15 protein-coding genes are annotated in these 15,461 nt (G+C 66.7%); 6 read left to right on the top strand and 9 right to left on the bottom strand.

What is annotated here, in order from left to right; genetic code table 11:
• Positions 1 to 1,602 carry a bifunctional metallophosphatase/5'-nucleotidase gene (locus GU920_RS09680; protein ID WP_161766825.1) on the bottom strand — a complete coding sequence of 534 codons (1,602 nt, stop codon included), beginning with the start codon at positions 1,600 to 1,602 and terminating at the stop codon, positions 1 to 3.
• Between the two features lie 202 nt (positions 1,603 to 1,804).
• On the opposite strand from GU920_RS09680, the gene GU920_RS09675 reads away from it, so the two are divergent.
• Positions 1,805 to 2,143 carry a DUF952 domain-containing protein gene (locus GU920_RS09675; RefSeq protein ID WP_161766824.1) on the top strand — a complete coding sequence of 113 codons (339 nt, stop codon included), beginning with the start codon at positions 1,805 to 1,807 and terminating at the stop codon, positions 2,141 to 2,143.
• Positions 2,140 to 3,201 carry a quinone-dependent dihydroorotate dehydrogenase gene (locus tag GU920_RS09670; RefSeq protein ID WP_161766823.1) on the top strand — a complete coding sequence of 354 codons (1,062 nt, stop codon included), beginning with the start codon at positions 2,140 to 2,142 and terminating at the stop codon, positions 3,199 to 3,201. The genes GU920_RS09675 and GU920_RS09670 overlap by 4 nt, the downstream gene beginning before the upstream one ends.
• Positions 3,202 to 3,338: 137 nt before the next feature.
• On the opposite strand, the gene GU920_RS09665 is transcribed toward GU920_RS09670, so the two are convergent.
• The 6 genes from GU920_RS09665 to GU920_RS09640 form a co-directional block, all read right to left on the bottom strand.
• Positions 3,339 to 3,575 carry an Lrp/AsnC ligand binding domain-containing protein gene (locus GU920_RS09665; protein ID WP_161766822.1) on the bottom strand — a complete coding sequence of 79 codons (237 nt, stop codon included), beginning with the start codon at positions 3,573 to 3,575 and terminating at the stop codon, positions 3,339 to 3,341.
• Between the two features lie 95 nt (positions 3,576 to 3,670).
• The gene (locus GU920_RS09660; protein WP_161766821.1) at positions 3,671 to 5,224 is read right to left on the bottom strand and encodes an ATP-dependent DNA helicase; all 1,554 of its coding nucleotides are present in this window, start codon (positions 5,222 to 5,224) and stop codon (positions 3,671 to 3,673) included.
• Positions 5,225 to 5,284: 60 nt separating this feature from the next.
• The gene (locus tag GU920_RS09655) at positions 5,285 to 5,464 is read right to left on the bottom strand and encodes a hypothetical protein (RefSeq protein WP_161766820.1); all 180 of its coding nucleotides are present in this window, start codon (positions 5,462 to 5,464) and stop codon (positions 5,285 to 5,287) included.
• A 200-nt stretch (positions 5,465 to 5,664) separates the two neighbouring features.
• Positions 5,665 to 6,957 (bottom strand): crotonyl-CoA carboxylase/reductase, encoded by a 1,293-nt coding sequence (gene ccrA / locus GU920_RS09650; protein ID WP_161766819.1) that lies wholly within the window; start codon positions 6,955 to 6,957, stop codon positions 5,665 to 5,667.
• A 239-nt stretch (positions 6,958 to 7,196) separates the two neighbouring features.
• Entirely contained in the window at positions 7,197 to 8,546 is a 1,350-nt protein-coding gene (locus GU920_RS09645; protein ID WP_161766818.1) for a 1-acyl-sn-glycerol-3-phosphate acyltransferase, read from the bottom strand.
• A 40-nt stretch (positions 8,547 to 8,586) separates the two neighbouring features.
• Positions 8,587 to 8,898: a hypothetical protein gene (locus GU920_RS09640; protein ID WP_161766817.1), complete on the bottom strand. Its 312-nt coding sequence runs from the start codon at positions 8,896 to 8,898 to the stop codon at positions 8,587 to 8,589.
• 349 nt (positions 8,899 to 9,247) lie between these two features.
• Here GU920_RS09640 and GU920_RS09635 point away from each other — a divergent pair, with 349 nt between their 5' ends.
• The 4 genes from GU920_RS09635 (at position 9,248) to GU920_RS09620 (ending at position 13,888) form a co-directional block, all read left to right on the top strand.
• Positions 9,248 to 11,215 carry a protein meaA gene (locus tag GU920_RS09635; RefSeq protein WP_161766816.1) on the top strand — a complete coding sequence of 656 codons (1,968 nt, stop codon included), beginning with the start codon at positions 9,248 to 9,250 and terminating at the stop codon, positions 11,213 to 11,215.
• 360 nt (positions 11,216 to 11,575) lie between these two features.
• On the top strand, positions 11,576 to 11,758 hold the full coding sequence (locus tag GU920_RS09630; RefSeq protein ID WP_161766815.1) for a hypothetical protein: 183 nt from the start codon (positions 11,576 to 11,578) through the stop codon (positions 11,756 to 11,758).
• 415 nt (positions 11,759 to 12,173) lie between these two features.
• Positions 12,174 to 12,884 (top strand): purine-nucleoside phosphorylase, encoded by a 711-nt coding sequence (deoD, locus tag GU920_RS09625; RefSeq protein WP_161766814.1) that lies wholly within the window; start codon positions 12,174 to 12,176, stop codon positions 12,882 to 12,884.
• A gap of 68 nt (positions 12,885 to 12,952) precedes the next feature.
• Positions 12,953 to 13,888, top strand: coding sequence for an NADP-dependent oxidoreductase (locus GU920_RS09620; protein ID WP_161766813.1), 936 nt, complete (start codon positions 12,953 to 12,955; stop codon positions 13,886 to 13,888).
• On the opposite strand, the gene GU920_RS09615 is transcribed toward GU920_RS09620, so the two are convergent.
• On the bottom strand, positions 13,870 to 14,586 hold the full coding sequence (locus tag GU920_RS09615) for a gamma-glutamylcyclotransferase (protein WP_161766812.1): 717 nt from the start codon (positions 14,584 to 14,586) through the stop codon (positions 13,870 to 13,872). The two genes, GU920_RS09620 and GU920_RS09615, sit on opposite strands and share 19 nt — an antisense overlap.
• Positions 14,583 to 15,446 carry an urea carboxylase-associated family protein gene (locus tag GU920_RS09610; protein ID WP_161766811.1) on the bottom strand — a complete coding sequence of 288 codons (864 nt, stop codon included), beginning with the start codon at positions 15,444 to 15,446 and terminating at the stop codon, positions 14,583 to 14,585. Before GU920_RS09610 ends, GU920_RS09615 begins: the two co-directional genes overlap by 4 nt.
• Positions 15,447 to 15,461: the final 15 nt, after the last annotated feature.

The raw sequence follows: 15,461 nt of genomic DNA, 5'->3' as shown, positions 1-15,461 counted from the left end.
TTACTTCCGCGTGATGCGCCCATCCGTGAACGGCTGATAGGGCTGGTTCCGCGCCAGATACTCTGCCGTCACATCCGCAAGATCCGGGCCGAAGTCATAGGCATTCGCGGCATCCACGAACATCGCATACCCATCCCCGCCCCGGCGGACATAGTTGTTCGACACCACCTTGTAGACCGTGGCAGGGTCAATCGGCGCCCAGGCATCGCCACCCACCAGCACCTCCACATCCGACACCCGCGCCCCTGCCGGGGCCGCCGGATCAAAGGCATAGCGCATCCCCGCCACCTGCGGGAAACGGCCCGCCGCCTCTTCATACTGGCTCACCCCGTTCTCCAGCGCGGCCACCAGCGCCGCGCCCGTCACCTCGAAGGTGGACAGCGTGTTCTGGAACGGCAGCACCGTCAGCACCTCGCCCATCGTCACCGGCCCCGCGTCGATGCTGGCCCGCAACCCGCCCCCATTGGTGATGGCGATGGTCACCCCCTGATCCGCCACCCGCTCCAGCATCGCCTCGGCCACCAGATTTCCCATCGCACATTCCCCGGCGCGGCAGGTCTCGCGGCTGCCGTCGATGGCCTCTGCCGTCTCGGCCACGACGCGCGTCTTCAATTCCTCGATCGGTCCGGCCAGTTCCGCCACCCGCGCCGTGATGGCCGCATCCGGCGTCACCGATCCATCCAGCAGGATCGTGTTCCCGCCCGCGTATATCAGCCGCCCCGCATCATCGAAGGTCAGTTCCAGATGCCCAAGGTACTTGCCATAGGCATAGGCCTGCACCACCGGCACAAGGTCCCCCTCGCCCCGCGTCACCCATGTCGGATAGGGCCCCTGCCGCGCTGGATCATTGGCCGACAGGTAGCTGTGCGAATGTCCCCCCACCACGGCATCCAGCCCCGGCACCGCCGCCGCAATCTCCAGATCGCGCGGCAGGCCCACATGCGTCAGCGCGATGATCTTGGTCACCCCTTCCGCCTCCAGCGCGGCCACATCGGCGCGCAGGCTGTCGATGTCATCCTGAAAGATCACGCTGGCGCCGGGGCTCGATGTCTCGGGCGTGTCCATGGCAAGGGCCGACACGATGCCGATCCTCTCGCCCCCCACCTCCAGCACCACATGGTTGCCGACGCGGCCTGACAGCACATTCGACTGGCTCACATCAAGGTTGCCGGAAATCACCGGGAACGTCACCTTGTCCAGAAACCCGCCCAACCCCTCGGGGCCATCATCGAACTCGTGGTTCCCCAGCGCCATCGCATCAAAGCCGATCCCTTCCATGAACTCGGCCTCCACCTCGCCCTTATAGGTGGTGTACATCAGGCTTCCCTGAAACTGGTCCCCCGCATCCAGAACAATCACATTCTCTCCCGCCGCGGTCAGGCTGTCGCGCATCTCCTTGATCTTGGTGGCCAGCCGCGCCACGCCGCCGAAACATTCATCCGCTGCCGCCTGCTCGGCCGAACAGGTCGAATCCGATCCGTTGATCGGCTCGATCCGGCTGTGGAAATCATTGATGTGCAACACATGCAGCGTGTAATCCGCCGCCGCCTGCCCGGCAGACAGGCCAAGCACAGCCGCCGTCGAAAGGAAAATCCCCTTCATGCCAAAATACTCCTCTGCTGGTTGAATGGGTGCAGCCTGCCGCGCCGCGCGGCCCGCTGTCAAACCTGCCGTTGCGCAAACCGCTCACGCCTGCGCGACCACCCGCCGAAGGCATCGGGCGCTCATCGCCGAAGGCGCCGGGCCCCCACCGCCGTAGGCGCCAGGCATTGACCGCGCGCCGCCCCCGGTGCATGAACCGCCCATGCTGATCTACAAGATCTTCCGTCGCCCCGAATGGGATGCCTTCCGCGCCGCCGGCGAAACCGCCGGCGCCCCCGTCGATCTGGCCGACGGCTTCATCCATTTCTCCACCGCCGCGCAGGTGGCCGAAACCGCCGCCCGACATTTCGCCACCGAAAGCGATCTCGTCCTCGTGGCCTTCAACGCCGATACCCTCGGCCCCGCGCTGAAATGGGAAGCCTCGCGCGGCGGCGCGCTGTTTCCCCACCTCTACCGCAAACTCGCCCTGTCCGAGGTGGTCTGGGACAAATCCCTCCCCCTCGGCGCCACGGGCCACATCTTCCCCGAAGGCCTGTGGTGAGCTTGCTCGAACGCGCCGCCCTCGCGCTCCTGCACCGCCTCGACCCCGAGGTGGCGCATGGCCTGTCGCTCCGCGCGCTGCAAACGGGCCTCGCCCCCCTGCCCGGCCCGGTCACCTCGCCCCGCCTCGCCACCCGGCTGGCCGGTCTCGATCTGCCCAATCCCGTGGGCCTCGCTGCGGGCTATGACAAGAACGCCACCGCCATGGCTCCCCTCTCCCGCGCAGGCTTCGGCTTTCTCGAGGTTGGCGCCGCCACCCCCCGCCCACAGCCCGGCAACCCCAAACCGCGCCTCTTCCGCCTGACCGAAGACCGCGCCGCCATCAACCGCTTCGGCTTCAACAATGACGGGATGGAGGCGATCGCCACCCGCCTCGCCGCCCGCAAGGCGACCACCGTTCCCGCAGGCCTCAATCTCGGCGCCAACAAGGACAGCGCCGATCGCGCCGCAGATTTCGCCACCGTCCTGCGCCACTGCGGCCCGCATGTGGATTTCGCCACCGTCAACGTCTCCTCGCCCAACACCGAAAAACTCCGCGATCTGCAAGGCCGCGCCGCCCTGACGGCCCTCCTGCACGGCGTGATGGAAACCCGCGCCACCCTCGCCCGCCCGATCCCCGTCTTCCTCAAGATCGCCCCCGACCTCACCGAAACCGACCTCGCGGAAATCGCCGAGGTTGCCCTCGCCACAGGCATCGCCGGCATCATCGCCACCAACACCACCCTGTCGCGCGATGGCCTGCACAGCCCGCACCGCACCGAAACCGGCGGCCTCTCCGGCGCCCCGCTGTTTGAGAAATCGACCCGCACCCTCGCCCGCCTGTCGCACCTCACCCAAGGCAGGCTCCCCCTCATCGGCGTGGGCGGCATCAGCACCCCCGAACAGGCCTGGGAAAAGATCCGCGCCGGGGCGACCGCCGTGCAGATCTACACCGCCATGGTCTATGAAGGCCTCTCCCTCATCCCCCGCATCGCCCATGGCCTCGATGCGCTGGCCGCCCGGAACGGCTTTGCCCACGTCTGCGATGCCACCGGCACCGGCCGCGACCGCTGGCTCTGACCGGCCCCTTCATCTTGGCCCAAATACCCCGCGGGGGGCACGCAGCGCAGCGATAGGGGCGGCGCGCAACCCCCCTGATTTTTCGCAAGAAAATCGCCCTTCGCCCCGGTCAGAACGCCCCGGTCAGAACGCCCCGGTCAGAACGCCTTGAACGTCATCGTCGTCAGCGTCCGCACGATCCCGGGAATGTCGAACAGCCGCTGCGAAAGGAAATGCCCCACATCCGCGTCCTCCGGGATATAGACCTTGGCGATCAGGTCATATTCCCCGCTGGTGGAGTAAAGCTCGCTCACCACCTCGCGGTCATAGATGGCATCGGCCACCTCATAGGTCTTGCCGGGGGTGCAACGAAACTGGACGAAAACGCAGCGCATCTTGGGCCTCCTGATCTTGGGCGCAGCCTATCCAGCCCGCCCGCCGGAAACAATTTTCTTCGAAGAAAATTGCAAATTCCTTCGAAGGAATTTGGTCACTCCCCACCGCTCAGCGCCAGCGCCGCAGGCCCCTTGCGCAGATCGGCCACCGACAGCGCCCCCTGCGGCCGCGCCAGCCGGTAGCGCGTCACCCAGAACAGCCGGTGCGACGCCCGCGTGATCGCCACATAGGCCAGCCGCTTCCACAAGGGCACCCCCGCCTCTGACCGCCCCGCCTGCGCGGCGGCCCAGATGTCGGGGGCAAAGACCTGCACATCCTCCCATTGCGACCCTTGCGCCTTGTGGATCGTCACCGCCGCCCCATGCAGAAAGGCCGCGCCCATCGTGGCGGCCGACGGGATGAAGGGCTCCTCCTCCGGCTTCTCGATCTTGATGATGGACGCGGCCGAAACCTGCGGCTCCTCTGCCCCCACCACATGCAGCTTGGCAAAGCCCGGCTTCGATCCGGGGCCGAGATAGATCACCTGCGCCCCCTTGATCAGCCCCCGCGCCTCCAGATCAATCCGCTTCTTGCGATGCTTCAGCGGCAATTCGATCCCATCGCAGATCAGGGGCTCTCCGGGCAAAAGCGCATCCTCCGGCGCGCCGAACGCCCCCCGGAAGGCATGGATCAGCCGGATCCGCGTCGCATTGCGCCACACCAGCACGGGCGAGCGCGCCATCAGATCGGCATCCACCCGCTCGGCCAGCACCACCCGGTCATCGGCCCGCGCCGCATCCTCCACCATCCGCTCGAACTGCTCGAACCGCAGCCCCTCATCCCCCAGCGCATGCGCCAGATCGAGGATCGGGTTATCCGCCGTCTGCCGGTGGATGCGGTTCAAGACCAGCCGCCGCGACGCAGGCAACCGGTCAAACACCATCTCGCCCGACAGGCCCACCGGCGCCAATTGCGCCGGATCGCCGAACAGCACCAGCGTGGGAAAGATCTCGCGCAGATCATCCAGCTGGCGTTCGTCCAGCATCGAGGATTCGTCGATGAACCCCACATCCAGGGGCTCCTCCCGCCGCTTCCATCCCTTGATGAAGTCCGAACCCTTCAACCCGGCCGCCGCCAGCGCGCCCGGAACCGACGCCACCTGTTGATAAAAGGCAAAGGCCCGGTCCAGCGCCACATCCGTCAACCCCTCGACCGCGGGCCGCTCACCCTGCCCGGTCAGCCATTCGGCGATGCGCTCATATTCCGGGTCATAGACGGGGGTGTAGAGGATGCGATGGATCGTCGTCGCAGGCACCCCGCGCAGGCGCAGCACGCTTGCCGCCTTGTTGGTGGGGGCCAGAATGGCCAGCGTGCGCCGATCCTTGCGCCGCCGCCCCTCATAATCGCCCGAGATGACCTCCACCCCCGCCGCCACCAGCGCCCGGGTCAGGCTGGCCAGCAGCATCGTCTTGCCCGATCCGGCCTTCCCCACCACCGCCAGCACCGAAGCCGCCCCTTCCGCGCGGGGCGTCAGCGTGCCATCGGTCAGGTCGATCCCCTGCCCGAAAAGCTCCGCCGCCACGCGGTCATAAGCCTCCGCCTGATCGTCGGAAAAGGTCAGCGCGCCGCCCGCATCCGGGGTGGCATTGGTCAAAGGGGCAAGGTCCATGTCCCTGACCATAATCCGCCCCTCGCGGGGATGCGAGGGGCCATCGTCGCCCGTTGCGCGCTAATGCACCTGCGGGCTGTCATCGGGGCCGGGATCATCTCCCCCGCCGCTGCCCGACCGGATTTCGTCCCGCGCCACCTGCAGGGCTTCTTCGGCGATCTGCGCCAGCCGCGGCAACCCGTTCCTGTCCGCGTATTCCGCAAGGTCCGCTAGCACTTCAAACACCCAGTCATGCCGCATTCGGCCGCACTCCGCACCACAGACGCACCCCTCTCGCAGCGTATCACCCGTCACGATTGCAACCTACCTTCCGCCCGGCAACAGACCGTCCCCAAACGGGCAACAATCCCCGGGCCGCTAAAGGAAAACACCCCGGCCATGGGGCCGGGGTGTGGGTCATGTCGTCCGCTGCCGGGCCGGCAGGGGCAGCCTCGGCGCGCTCACGCGCCCCGGCTGGCCTCCAGCGTATCCTCAAAGGTCCGCAGCCCCGTGCGCGGCGCCTGCACCAGCACCGCCATGTTGCCCGGCTTGTGCTGGTTGCGCAGCATCTTCATATGCGCCGCCGGGATCTCGGCCCAAGGAAAGACCTCCGACATGCAGGGATCCAGCCGCCGCTCGATCATCAGCTTGTTCGCCGCACTCGCCTGCTTGAGATGCGCGAAATGCGACCCCTGCAAACGCTTCTGGTGCATCCACATGTAGCGCACATCAAAGGTGCAGTTGAACCCGGTGGTGCCCGCGCAGATCACCACCATCCCGCCCTTCTTGCAGACCAGCGATGACACCGGGAAGGTCGCCTCGCCCGGATGTTCGAACACCATATCCACGTTCACGCCCTTGCCCGTGATGTCCCAGATCGCCTTGCCGAAGCGCCGCGCCTCCTTCAACCAATCGGCATATTCAGGGCTGTTCACCTTGGGCAATTGCCCCCAGCATTTGAACTCGTTGCGGTTGATCACGCCCTTCGCGCCCAACCCCATCACAAAGTCGCGCTTGCTCTCGTCCGAGATCACCCCGATCGCATTCGCTCCCGCCGTGTTGATCAGCTGGATCGCATATACACCAAGGCCCCCCGACGCCCCCCAGACCAGCACGTTCTGCCCGGGTTTCAGGTCATGCGGCTCATGCCCGAACAGCATCCGATAGGCGGTGGCCAGCGTCAGCGTATAGCAGGCGCTCTCCTCCCATGTCAGATGCTTGGGCCGCGGCATCAACTGCTGCGCCTGCACCCGCGTGAACTGGCAGAAAGACCCGTCATGGGTCTCATATCCCCAGATGCGTTGGCTGGGCGAAAACATCGGATCGCCGCCGTTGCATTCCTCATCATCGCCGTCATCCTGATTGCAGTGGATCACGACCTCGTCGCCCACCTTCCAGCGCGTGACCTTGTCGCCCACCGCCCAGACGATGCCCGCCGCATCCGATCCCAGCACCGCATAGGGCTGCTTGTGGCCGTCGAACACGCTGACCGGCTCGCCCAGACAGGCCCAGACGCCGTTGTAATTCACCCCCGCCGCCATCACGAGGACAAGCACCTCATGGCTGTCGATCTTCCATGTATCGACCACCTCAAGCTGCATCGCTGTATCGGGCTGGCCATGGCGTTCGCGCCGGATCGTCCAGGCGTACATCTGCTTGGGCACATGGCCGAGCGGGGGCATCTCGCCCACCTCATACAGGTCCTTCTTCGGCGCATCATAGGCAACCACATGCTGCTGCGTATCCAAAGCCATCCTCCGGCCTCCCTGACCCGATGCCGCGCCGCAGAATCGGCGCCCTTGCGTCACAGATAGAGGATGCACGCGCAACATTGCAATAGTGATGCGCCTGTTTTTGAAATTTTATGTCTGCCGCGTCGCAGCGATCCACAAAACACCCGGCACAACGCCCCCGCTTTATCCGGGGCCGCCACCACCACCGCCGCCACCGCCACCTTGAACCTCAGGTCCCCAGCCGCGCCCGGGGCAGGGCATCACTGCCCCAGCCGCTGCCGCACGGACGCGGCATAAAAAGCCACCAAGTCGCGCTTCTCTTCCCGCACCGCCAGATTTGCATCCACCAGCCCGCGCCGCTGCATGTGCAGCAGCGCCTCCTCCATCGTCGCCTCCAGCCCCTTCGGATGCAGCCGCAACACCGCATCCGCCGCCGACAGCGCATCCGCCAGCCGCCGCACCTCCGACGCCAACGCAGCGCGGTCCACCGCCCCCGCCTCTAGCGCCGCCGCAACCAGCGGCACCGGCAGGATCGGCACCGCCCGCGCCACCCGCGCCATCAGTTCCGCCCCCAGCGCCTCGGCCGCGCCTTGCCCATGCTCGGCCACAAAGGCCCTGAGCGATACCGGCGCGCCAAAACCCGCCGCCGTCGCGCCAAAACCGGGGAAATGCCCCCGCAGCGCCCGCCAACCCATGCGCAACGAAAAGCCCACCACCCCGAACAGCGAAGGCCGGAACCGCCGCACCCCCGTGCGCGCGGCCCCGGTCAGCAGCCGGTCCTCCAGCACGCGGTCATAGGCAAGGCCCACCGGCACGAACAGGATATCCCGGCCCTCAGGATCGAAGCCTGCCATGAAATAGGACAAAAGCCCCAGCCGCGCCGCGCCCACGCGCCCATCCAGCGACAGCCCGCCCTCGGGAAAGATCGCCTGCGCCACGCCTTCCGCCGCCGCCATCTGCACATAACGCGCCAACACCCGGCGATAGAGCGCGTTGCGCGACCCGCGCCTGATGAAATAGGCCCCCATCCCCCGGATCAGCCGCGACAACGGCCAGACCCGCGCCCATTCCCCCACCGCATAGGAAATCGCCGACCGATCCGCGATCAGCCACGTCACCAGCACGTAATCCATGTTGCTGCGGTGGTTCATCACGAAAACCACCGTCGCCCGGTCATCCACCCGCTCCAGCGCCGGATCAATCCGCCCGATCCGCACGCGATAGAACTTGCGCGTCAACCAGCGCGCCGCCTGCACCGCGAACCCGAAATACATCGTCGCGGAAAAGCCCGGCACGATCTCGGCCGCGTAGGACCGCGCCTCCTGCATGGCCACGGTGGGCGGCACGCCCGTCTCGGCCGCGTGCTCGGCCACCGCCTGCAACACCTGCGGATCATAGACCAGCCGCAGGATCATGTCATGCCGCTGCGCCAGCTTGAACGGCGCGATGGGCCGCTCCAGCCGCTCGTTCAGCCGCGCCACCGCCCGCTCCATCCGGCGGCGAAAGAACCACCGCACCGAAGGCGCCAGCACACGGTCCAGTGCCGCGATGGCCGCAAGCACCAGCACCAGCACCACAAGCCAGAGGGGAAGTTCGACGGTCCCTGTCATGACCGCAGGTTAACGGGCCGAACCGCCACCTGCAAAGCGATCAGTTATAGGTGACGGATGTGACAGAACACACGTCGATGTCCTGAATGGCCTCATCGCCATCGTCAAACACCGCGCGGAAACTGTAGGCGCATTCGCCGCTATCGGCGAAATTCACCACCGCGCTCTGCCCCGATGCCACCGCCTGCCCGCCCAGCACATCCTCTTGCCAATCCGCCGCACCCAGCGTCGAGGCATAGAAGTTCGTGATGGTAAAGCCCGACTGGTTCACGATCTCGACCGACCGTTCCTGTGCCAGCGCCGGACCGGCCAGCGTGAGAGAGACAGCAGCAAGCGCAAGAAGGTTGCGCATATCCGTATGGTCCTTCGACCCTCGGCCCCCCTTGTTGACGCCGGATCCCCGGCAGGGGCCTTCCCGCACAATATAGGGATCTCCGGGATCGTTGTTAAGGGCTGGGTCAAAGGGCGAAGTCTGACGCAGACTTCGCAACGATTTCTGACACAGAAATCGCCTTCCCCCACAGCGCCACGCCTCCATCCGGAATCTGCGCCAAATTCCGGCGCGGATTTTGCGTCAAAATCCGCCTCCCACCCCCGCCGCGCCGCGGCATGCCGCAATGCGGCGAATTGACATTGAATGATTCTGTCCTCTATGTGGGTCATCGCGTAATAATATTGCCGAACCCCTGCAGGAGGCCCCCATGTCCGCACAGAAGAAAGAGTCCCCCTGGCTCTTCCGCACCTATGCCGGGCATTCCACCGCCCGCGCCTCCAACGCGCTTTACCGCACCAACCTGTCCAAGGGGCAGACGGGTCTCTCCGTCGCCTTCGACCTTCCCACCCAGACGGGCTATGACAGCGACCACGAACTCTCGCGCGGCGAGGTGGGCAAGGTCGGCGTCCCGGTCGCGCACTTGGGCGACATGCGCACCCTGTTCGACCAGATCCCGCTCGAACAGATGAACACCTCGATGACGATCAACGCCACTGCGCCCTGGCTCCTCGCCCTCTACATCGCCGTGGCCGAAGAACAGGGCGCCGACATCGCCGCTCTGCAAGGCACAGTCCAGAACGACATCATCAAAGAATACCTCTCGCGCGGCACCTATATCTGTCCGCCGAAACCCTCGCTCCGCATGATCACCGACGTCGCGGCCTACACGCAGAAACATCTGCCGAAATGGAACCCGATGAACGTCTGCTCCTACCACCTGCAAGAGGCGGGCGCGACGCCGGAACAGGAACTGGCCTTCGCGCTGGCCACCGCCTGCGCCGTGCTGGACGACCTGAAAGGCAAGGTCGCGCCCGAAGACTTCCCCAACATGGTGGGCCGCATCTCCTTCTTCGTGAATGCAGGCATCCGCTTCGTCACCGAAATGTGCAAGATGCGCGCCTTCGTCGATCTCTGGGATGAGATCTGCGAGTCCCGCTACGGCGTCACCGATCCGAAGTACCGCCGCTTCCGCTATGGCGTGCAGGTCAATTCCTTGGGCCTGACGGAACAGCAGCCCGAAAACAACGTCTACCGCATCCTGATCGAGATGCTGGCCGTGACCCTGTCGAAAAAGGCCCGCGCCCGCGCCGTCCAGCTTCCCGCCTGGAACGAGGCGCTGGGTCTGCCCCGCCCCTGGGATCAGCAATGGTCCCTCCGGATGCAGCAGATCCTCGCCTATGAAACCGATCTTCTGGAATATGACGATCTCTTCGACGGCAACCCCGCCGTCGATCGCAAGGTGGCCGAGTTGAAGGACGGCGCCCGCGCCGAGCTTGCCACCATCGACGCGATGGGCGGCGCGGTTGCCGCCATCGAATACATGAAGGGCCGTCTGGTCGAGGCAAATTCCGAACGCCTCGCCCGGATCGAAACCAAGGAAACCACCGTCGTCGGCGTCAACCGCTGGACCGAGGCCGCGCCCTCGCCCCTCACCGCGGGCGACGGCGCCATCATGGTGGCCGACCCGCAGGCCGAGGCCGACCAGATCGACCGCCTCAACCAGTGGCGCGCCACCCGCGACGAGGCGCGTGTCAAGGCCGCGCTCGACGCGCTGCGTCAGGCCTGCGCCACCGGGGCGAATGTCATGCCCGCCTCCATCGCCGCCGCCAAGGCCGGGGCCACCACCGGCGAATGGGGCGCCGTCGTCCGCGCGGCCTTTGGCGAATACCGCGCCCCCACCGGCGTCTCGCGCAGCCCCTCGAACCGTACCGAAGGGCTGGAGCCCATCCGCGACGCGGTGGCCCAGGTCAGCACCAAGCTCGGCCGTCCGCTCAAGTTCCTCGTCGGCAAGCCCGGCCTCGATGGCCATTCCAACGGCGCCGAACAGATCGCCGCCCGCGCCCGCGATTGCGGCATGGATATCCATTACGAAGGCATCCGCCTGACGCCTGCCGAAATCGTCGCTGCCGCGGCGGATCAACAGGCCCATGTCGTGGGTCTCTCGATCCTGTCGGGCAGCCATATCCCCCTCATCTCCGAAACGATGGAACGGATGCGCGCCGCAGGCCTTGGCGACATCCCCGTGGTCGTCGGTGGCATCATCCCCGAAGAAGACGCCACCCGCCTGCGCGCCATGGGCGTGGCCGCCGTCTACACGCCCAAGGATTTCGAACTGAACCGCATCATGATGGATATCGTGGGCCTCGTGGACCGTCAGGCCTTCGCCGCCGAATAAGTGATCCGCCAGACCCCCGCCAGGACCGCAGCCGCCGCAGCGGATCATCAGGCGCATGTCGTGCGCCTCCCAATCCTGTCGGGCAGTCGCATCCCCCTCATCTCCGAAACCATGGAAGGGATACGCACCGCAGGCCCGGGCGCAATCCCCGTCCTCAAGGGCGGCGTCATCGCCAAAGAAGACACCACCCGCCTGAGCGCCATGGGCGTGCCGCCGTCTAAAGGCCCAAGGATTTCGAACTGAACTGCATCATGATGGATATCGTTGGCCTCGTGGACCGTCAGGCCGTCGCCGCCCAATAAGGCAGCCGCCTGCCCCCCCGAAATCGCTGCCGCCGCAGCGGATCACCAGGCGCAGGTCGTGCGCCTTCCAATCCTGCAGGGCAGCCACATCCCCCGCATCTCCGAAACGATGGAAGGGATGCGCACCACAGGCCCGGACGAAATCCCCGTCCTCACGGGCGGCATCATCGCCGAAGAAGACACCACCCGCCTGCGCGCCATGGGCGTGCCGTCGTCTGAACGCCCAAGGATTTCGAACTGAACCGCACCCTGCCGGATATCGTAGGTCTGGTGGACCGTCAGGCCGTCGCCGCCGAATGACGTCGGCATGACCGATGCCATGGACCGACCTCCCGCCATCGACCCATTCGCGCCAGATCCGGCGCCTATGGCCTGGCATCACACCGCTTGTCCCGAACACCGAACCGCCGACCCTTACGCCCCCCGCCGATCCGCTCCCGCGCCCTCCCCCCGTAGCCTCGCCCCCTCTCCCAGAACGCGAACCGCACCCCACCCCCTCCTCCTCCCCCACACCCCCACCTTCCCCGTTGCACAAGTATCCTCTGGGGGTCCGGGGGGCGAAGCGCCCCCGGGGCATCCCACCCCCCCGGGGCAAGGGGGCTTTCCCCCGCCCACCCCATCGCATAGCTTCGCGCCATCCACAGACAGGGGCCCCCATGACCGTCCATATCGGCGCGAAACCCGGCGACATCGCCGAAACCGTCCTTCTTCCCGGCGATCCCTACCGCGCCCGCTGGGCGGCCCAAACCTTCCTCGAAAACCCCGTCCTGGTGAACGAGGTGCGCGGGATGCTGGGCTATACCGGCACGTGGAAGGGCCAGCGCGTCACCATCCACGGCACCGGCATGGGGATGCCCTCCATGTCCATCTACGCCAATGAACTGATCCGCGACTTCGGCGCGAAAACCCTCATCCGCATCGGCTCGGCCGGGGCCTTGCAGCATCGCGTCAAGGTCCGCGACATCGTGCTGGCACAGGCCACCACCACCCTCGGCTCCCCTTCCCGCTCGATCTTCAAGGAACTGAACTTCGCCCCAGTCGCCGATTTCGGCCTCCTCGCCGCCGCCCATGCCGCCGCCACGGCACGAGCCATCCCCACCCATGTGGGTGGCATCTATTCCTCAGATACCTTCTACGACGAACGGCAGGACCTCTCGGATCAGCTTCAACGCCACAACTGCCTCTGCGTAGAGATGGAGGCGGCCGAGCTTTACACCCTCGCCGCCCGCCATGGCGCCCGCGCGCTGGCCATCCTCACCATCTCCGACCACATCCTCACGCAAGAGGCCCTCCCCGCCGCGGATCGCGAACGCAGCTTCGGCGACATGGTCCAGATCGCGCTCGAGGCGGCCTTCACCACTGCGTGAGCGGCCTTTCATCGGGCGCGCGCAGACCGTAGCTCTGGCGCCCCAAGGCCACAGAAAGGACGCCCCCGATGAAAGCCGCCCGCATCCACGCCTATGGCGATGCCGACCAGATCCGTATCGAGGACGCAGCGCTTCCCGCCATCGGCCCCGATGACGTGCTGATCCGCACCGTTGCGGCCTCGGTCAACCCGGTGGACTGGAAGATCCGCCGCGGCTACCTCGCCAAGATGCTGCCCTACGACCTTCCGCTCACCCTCGGCTGGGATGTCTCGGGCATCGTCGAACAGGTGGGCGCCGATGTCACCGGCTTCCAACCCGGCGATGCGGTCTATTCCCGCCCGGACATCCGCCGCAACGGCACCTACGCCGAATTCGTCGCCGTCCGCGCCCGCGAGGTGGCCCTGAAACCCGCCACCATCAGCCATGTGGAAGCGGCCTCCCTCCCCCTCGTCTCCATCACCGCATGGGAGGCGCTGATCACCGCCGCCGGGATGCAGCCCGGCCAGCGCGTCCTGATCCATGCCGGCGCGGGCGGAGTCGGCTCCATCGCCATCCAGCTTGCCAAGGCGCGTGGCGCCCATGTCACCGCCACCGCGTCTGCGGCCAAGGCCGCGCTCGTGCGCGCCTTGGGCGCGGATGAGGTGATCGATTACCGCGATCCAGCAGCCTTCGCCGCGGCCCGCGACCTCGACATCGTGTTCGACACGATCGGCGGCGACACGCAGGATGCGTCCTGGGCCATGCTCAAACCCGGCGGCTTCCTCGTGTCGATCACCACGCCGCCCAGCCCCGAACGCGCCGAAGCCGAAGGCAAACGCGCAGGCTTCGTCTTCATCGACCCCAACGCCGCCATCCTGCGCGACCTTGCCGCCCTCGTCGATGCAGGCCAGATCCGCCCCCTCATCGGCGGTGAATATCGCCTCGATGACGCGGCAAAGGCGCATGAGGCCAGCGAAACCGGCCGCACCACCGGCAAGATCGTGCTCTATACCGGGCAGCCGTGACGCGCTGAAATCTCCTCCGCGACCAGCCTCTGCAAGGCCCAGAGGTATCGGTCGCGGATGCCCAACTCCTCCAGATGCTGCACGGTGTTGCGCAAGTAGGCTGCGCAGCTTCCCACATGCCCCGCCGCCCGCGCGATGCGCCGCGCCTGTTCGGCCAAGGGCAGATCCACATGGATCGCCCCGTCCAGCGGTGCCGCGTAAAAGACCAGCGCCCGGAACGGACCCGTCTTTCCGCGCTCCGTCTCCCCCCGCACCGTCAACCAGCGCACCGACGCCAGATCGACCTCATACCCGATCTCGCGCCGCAGCAGCGCCTCCATCGCTGCCGCGCGCGCCCCGTCGGGCAGGCGATAGGCCATCCCCCGGCAACTCCCGCCCCGCGCCAAGGCCAGCATCAACCCCGGCTCCTGCGGCGTCCCGCGCCAGCTTTCCAGATGGATGCAGAAGGACCGCCGCCAGCCATGCAGCGTGCAAGGCACCGCCTCCGCCGCCTCGAAGGCCGGTTTCCAGATCAGCGACCCATAGGCAAAGGTCCAGACCGGCCCCTCCCCCGCCTCTGCCAGCAGGCGCTGCGCATGGCGGCCAAAGGCCTCTTCCTCGATGTAAGGCAGCCCCCGCGCGCCGGGATGTTCCGCCTCCTGACGCTCCACCCGCGCGACCAGTTCCTCGGTCAGATGCAAGGCCCGCCCCCGTGTCATGGGCGCCCATGGCTCCGGTCATATCCGTTCCCCGCAGGCGGCACCCATCCCACAGGCGGGGCCACAGGCCGGAACACCTCCACCAGCAGCGGAAAGCACCGCGCCACGTCCGAGGAATGCTCAGCCGAACAATCCCCGCCCGGACAGGCCGACAGGCCCCCGATCAAATCAATCTCCGCAAAGAACTCCAGATAATCCCCCGGCCTGACGGGCGAGGCCTTCATGAAATACTGCCCCGTATCCCGGGTGAAGCCTGTGCACATGAAGACATTCAGAACGTCATGCACATGCCCCTCCGCCTCGCGCAGCGGCAGCCCCGTCCAGTCGGCCAAGGCGCGCGTCAGGTTGGAATGGCAGCAATGGTGATACTGCCCGCCCCCGCTCAGCAGATGATGGGTATAGGGATCGCAGCGCGTGCCGATCACGTCATGCACCGCGCCGCCGTATGCGTCGAACCCGTACCAGTCCAGCGTATCATCGGTGATCGTCGCCATCGGCCGCAGAAAGGGGAAGGACGACCACAGCCTGTCCCCCGTCGAAAGATGCGTGCCATGCAGCGCGCGGGTCTTGCCGGAATAGAACCGCTCGCGCAGATCGGCCTGCGCCCACAGGTTCAGGTCCCCCACCTGCGGCCCCTCCACGCTGGTGATGCGGAAGAAATGCCCCGCCGGCACCGCCCAAACCCGCGCCTCGCGCGGCGGGATCAGCACTTCGGCCACCCTCTGCCAGCCGACGCGCGCCGCATGAAACGGGGCCATGTCCGGGCGCGGCAGGCTGTCCACCGGATAGCAGATCACCGGGGGCACCGCCGCCCGCTCTGCCGCATCTGCGGGCGCGGCATGGGTCTGGACAAGCTTCATCGCATCACCTCCGCC

It is taken from the genome of Paragemmobacter ruber (assembly GCF_009908315.1).
Taxonomy (GTDB): domain Bacteria; phylum Pseudomonadota; class Alphaproteobacteria; order Rhodobacterales; family Rhodobacteraceae; genus Paragemmobacter; species Paragemmobacter ruber.
The sequence above is the reverse complement of the archived record's forward strand: the minus strand, read 5'-3'. Positions and strand labels throughout refer to the sequence as shown.